Here is a 4,574-nt window from a genome sequence, read left to right as displayed (position 1 = left end):
CCTTATCATCTGGTCAATTTTGACAGCGGAATCAAAGGCTACGATGGATGGATTGATCGGTACCTGAAAATGGTAATTCTCATCATTTTGCCATGCAAATGAAAACTGAAAAATTCCTAAAAACAGTACCGTAAAAAATAGCCTCATTCGTTGGATAAGTTGGGTAAAATCAGGTTGACATATTTACAATTAGCCGTCCCTTTTGGGCAAGCTTTTTCCCCGGCATCGTATTGAATACGATAAGATTTGATTTCGTTAAGTAACTGGACAAAACCTTGCCAATCTGAGATGAGTTGGTTGCCGAAGGATCTTTTTTCGGGGGACTCTCCTGATTTTTCCTGACTCACCCAAACCTTCATCAAGATTTTATTCTCCAATTCTGAAAATTCTATTCGTATAGCGATGGCTCCATTTGCACTCTGAATTTGTTCTTCTAGTAGATTCTCAATCAGATTTTGAACCACAAGAGAAGGGATTTTGGCATTTTTAGGAAAGGAGTTCATTGAATTTATTACCTCATATTCCAAGACTTTGCCATAGCGCAGCTTTTGGATTTCCAGATACCAATTTATCATTTGAATTTCTTCTTTTAAGGAGGCAGACTCCTCTTTTAGCTGGGTCAAAAAATACCTCAGGAGTTTACTGAAAATACTCAAGAAGCGAAGAGAGCTTTCCTTATCTTCTTTGAAAATCTGATTTTGAATCGAATTCAGGGAATTAAAAACAAAATGAGGGCTCAACTGGGCAGATAGTGCTTCCAGCTGAAATTGATAATTGCGTTTTTGCAACTCCAAGAGTTTTTCTTGGTCTTCTTTGACCTTTTTTTCGGCACGGATTCTGGCGATTTGCCCAGAATAGATAGAAGCAACAGCATTCAAAATCCTTACATGTTGCTCTGTGAAGTAGCCCGGCTCGTAATTTTCACTATCAATAACCCCAATGACTTTTCCTTCCAATAGTATCGGAACTACTACTTCAGAGAGCATAAATTGATCATCGGGTATATACTCTGGATATTTTCGCTTATCTGAAATCAAAGCTGGTAAACCACTGGTGACTACTTTCCCAGTGACACCTTCTCCTATTGGAATCCGGGTAGAGTGAAGGATTTTTCTATTTTGGCTGGCTTTGGAGCCATAGGCAGCTTTTTGTACCAAAAATTCTCCGGTCTCATCCAATAAATAAACTACTGCTTCCTCAAAGTTGAGTTTACTGATGCAATTGCCGACCAAATCCCAAAGCAGTTCTGCTTCCGAATCGATCTTGGTCATGGATTGGGAAAAGTGTAGAAGAATTTCTTCCAGATCTTTGAGACTGACGATATGCACTTCAAAAGGGTTCAAGTTTCGAATAAGTTAAGGAATTGTCTGAACATGTACTTGGATGAACTGGTAAGTCCGGAAAGTTAGAAGTTACTTAATCAATCATTTTGCCCTGATTGATCGATTGAGAGTTTTGATTGATGAAACTCTGACTCCATTTGATGGATTCGAAAAAAACTTAATTGGCGCAGTTTTATTAAACTTTTTAATCTCGGTCAATTGAAAAAGCCAATCTGTAATAGGATACTCCCTCCTCATCAATCCAGTCAAAGCCTATCCAAAATACCCTTCTAAGTTTGGTTCGTAAGAGGGGAATAGCCCTTCCAAAACAGTAACTATTTAAATTTTATAAACCATGAAAAAGTATCTTTTATTGTTAAGTATGGGTGTAATGGTCCTCGCTTCGGGATGCGACCCAATGAATCAAAACGCAGTCCTACCATCAGAAGAACTGTCTGTGGAGGATGGGACTTCCCTTGGGCTTACTGGAAATGAAAATGCACGCACTTCCGTGCAGTGGCCATATCGAATGGTAGCCCGCATTGAAAGAAATCAACGGATGATGGGAAATGCCTATCCATTATTAATGACCCAATTACCAGAGGGAAAGGTGGAAGAGTATCGAAAATCTAGTAGAACAAAGGAAGAATTTGTTAATAAAATGGTGATTTTTTCCGAGAAGATTTTTGACCAAAACCTTGACTTGCTAGGGAATATGCTTAGGCATGAAACTATTCCAAAGGATCCTCAACGAAGCAGAGGAGATGTCATTTTGGGATTTGTGATGGATGAGGAAGCAGCTGCTGATTACTACTTGAAAATTCCAGATATACCCGGTGAATCAGATGAAGATGAATTCTATTATGCCAAAAAAATAGGCTTTGGACCAGGTAAAGCAACTGGATGTGATTGGTGCAATGACAGTTTCCCTCCTATAAAAAAGTCACAACTTGAGGAAACTGTAGAATTTTTAAAGAGAGTAGATAGATGGAATGCTGAACCTTCTCAAACACAGGCTGGCCTTTTGGAACTTGAAATAAATTCTGGTTTGGATCCAATTGCAACTAGTTTGCTACTACCAGCCATTCAAAAGGTCAGAGAGGCCGCAAGAATAGAGGCAAGAGGAAAAGCAGATATCTTGATTGAATCCATAAGTAAACATTATGGTATTCCTCTTGAAAATGAAAAAGGTAAGTTTCTGAGATTTGGAGGAAATGGTGCCATTTATGGCCTAATATCTGATAATTATGACGAAAGCGGAGATATTGATTGGGCTAGTGTACAATTATTCAGATCCAAATTTGATTGGGAAATGATCTTCATTTGGTCACGCTATTGGGACTCAAGGAATACTCCTGACCCAACTACAGGAAGATAATTGTCAGAATTCCTATTTAGAAAACCGGACTTTTTGCCCGGTTTTTTTTTGAGTTAATACACTTTGAGAAAATTTTTGGAGCCAGAAGACCTAAGAAAAAGAAAAATAAGGCGTCGAAAAAAGCAAAGGCCTCGGTTTCTAATTCCTAAAACAAATAGGGCCAATATTTTGGCCCTATTTGTTTTTACATTTTTGGTAATTTTTCAATAACCACTCCACTTACAGGATCCTAGAAAAAGGATTACAGAAAGAAATAGATAAAATACAGCTGATTTTCTTATGGTATTGGTGACAACGCGAGAATTGGATTTGATGCTTCAAAAAAATGGATTTTACTAATTTCAAAATTATTTAGATTCTTCAAAACTAGTATCGGTAAATTCAAACACGGTAATGGTCAATTTATCATCCGCATTTTAAATGGAAGTATTCATTTTTGGGTATACTTAAATCCCAACTTTATGAAAACCGATAAATTAAAACTGATGTTTTGGATCCTTATAGGACTTCCATTTCTTATTTCAAGTTGCGAAATAATCCCTTTTCTTCCTAAGCCCTCAGTACCTGATAAGTACAACCCCAATGAATTGAAATTTGACATTGACCAATTTGAGGCAAATATTGTTTCAAGTTTGGGTAATCAGTGGGTAGGCTATTCCTACATTATTAACAATGAAGGGGATCTTGCTAAAAGCGGCACTTTTGGAAATTGGAAACAAGGAAGAGAAACTAAGCCTACAGATCTCACTTCTCCAATTTATTTAGCAAGTATTGACAAAGCTATTGGTACGACAAGCTTAATTATTGCCTTGAGGACCTACGGGACAGGCTTAATTTCAATGCTTGATTTGCCGATTGGCCCCTATTTACCTCCAGTTTTAGGAGCAAGTCAACAGGTGAGAAGTCTGAGTTTTAGAAATTTATTAACACATCGAACAGGTTTTCCGCAAACAGTCGATGGATCCTTAGCTAATATGAAAATATTGGCTAGCTCAAATTCTGTTAGCAATAACCAATCATTTTCCTATTCCAATGCGAATTTTTTCTTTATTAAATACATCATTTTTCAAATGGCTAATCAAAATCTTTTAGGTTTAAACACAGAATCGGGTCAACAAGCTAAGATCAAGCAATTTTATTCCAGCTTTCTTCAAACCCGTATTTTTACCCCGACTGGAATTACATCGGCTATTTCCGAAAGCAACTCAGTTCTGGGTTATAGAGTAGGAGATCTTCCAACTGTGGAAGGTTGGGATATAGGCGATGTAAGTGATATGTTGGGAAGCGGCGGACTTTATATGAGTACTTTAGATATTGCTAGGTTTCAAGCATTTTTGAATAATTCACAAGTTTTGTTGTCCAAATTGGAAAGAACAACGATGTACTTGAATTACTTGGGTTGGGGAGATATAAATCCTTTTACTAGCCCAATAGTCGGCACTCAAGGCACTTATTTTTCAAAGCAAGGTTCCTATATCAATGGAAGTGGTCAAGGAGTAAGAACAATCATTATGACCTTTCCAAAAAATAAAATTGAAATTGTTTTTCTTGCTAATGGTAGAGGTGGAAATCTGGACAGTACCAATTCCTTAAATACACTATTTAGGAATGCATATGACAATGCTTGGAACTAATCGTTCGTGGTAATCTATAGAATGGCTAGAAAATTTGGATCTTCTATAGAAATTATTTTAATGTTTAATCCGTTAATTGAGTTGTTTGAAATCAAGTCAAGGACCCAGGTTGTAGATCTAGCGTTTCCTAAACGCTAGATCTAGGTTCGATTCCTAGCAGGGCTACTTAATATTCATTATTTTGCAAACAATTTTAAGGACTTTTCACTTTTTTCTAAAAACCCACAACTCGGCATGAAA

The 4,574-nt window shown here is 37.1% G+C and carries 3 protein-coding genes; 2 read left to right on the top strand and 1 reads right to left on the bottom strand.

The genetic code is table 11. The features are described 5' to 3' along the window. Nucleotides 1-143: 143 nt before the first annotated feature. On the bottom strand, nt 144-1,343 hold the full coding sequence (locus Q0L68_RS16805) for a histidine kinase (RefSeq protein ID WP_296705374.1): 1,200 nt from the start codon (nt 1,341-1,343) through the stop codon (nt 144-146). A 334-nt stretch (nt 1,344-1,677) separates the two neighbouring features. Between Q0L68_RS16805 and Q0L68_RS16800 the strand changes: the two genes are divergently transcribed. Beyond that, nucleotides 1,678-2,700, top strand: coding sequence for a hypothetical protein (locus tag Q0L68_RS16800; protein ID WP_296705373.1), 1,023 nt, complete (start codon nt 1,678-1,680; stop codon nt 2,698-2,700). A gap of 461 nt (nt 2,701-3,161) precedes the next feature. Next, nucleotides 3,162-4,334 carry a serine hydrolase gene (locus tag Q0L68_RS16795; RefSeq protein WP_296705371.1) on the top strand — a complete coding sequence of 391 codons (1,173 nt, stop codon included), beginning with the start codon at nt 3,162-3,164 and terminating at the stop codon, nt 4,332-4,334. Nucleotides 4,335-4,574 lie beyond the last annotated feature (240 nt).

It is taken from the genome of Algoriphagus sp., assembly GCF_024642405.1.
Taxonomy (GTDB): Bacteria; Bacteroidota; Bacteroidia; order Cytophagales; family Cyclobacteriaceae; genus Algoriphagus.
The sequence above is the reverse complement of the archived record's forward strand: the minus strand, read 5'-3'. Positions and strand labels throughout refer to the sequence as shown.

Excerpts from the sequence above, each read along its gene's own strand:
- Q0L68_RS16800 (WP_296705373.1), top strand. The coding sequence starts at position 1,678 with ATGAAAAAGTATCTTTTATTGTTAAGTATGGGTGTAATGGTCCTCGCT.
- Q0L68_RS16795 (WP_296705371.1), top strand. The coding sequence starts at position 3,162 with ATGAAAACCGATAAATTAAAACTGATGTTTTGGATCCTTATAGGACTT.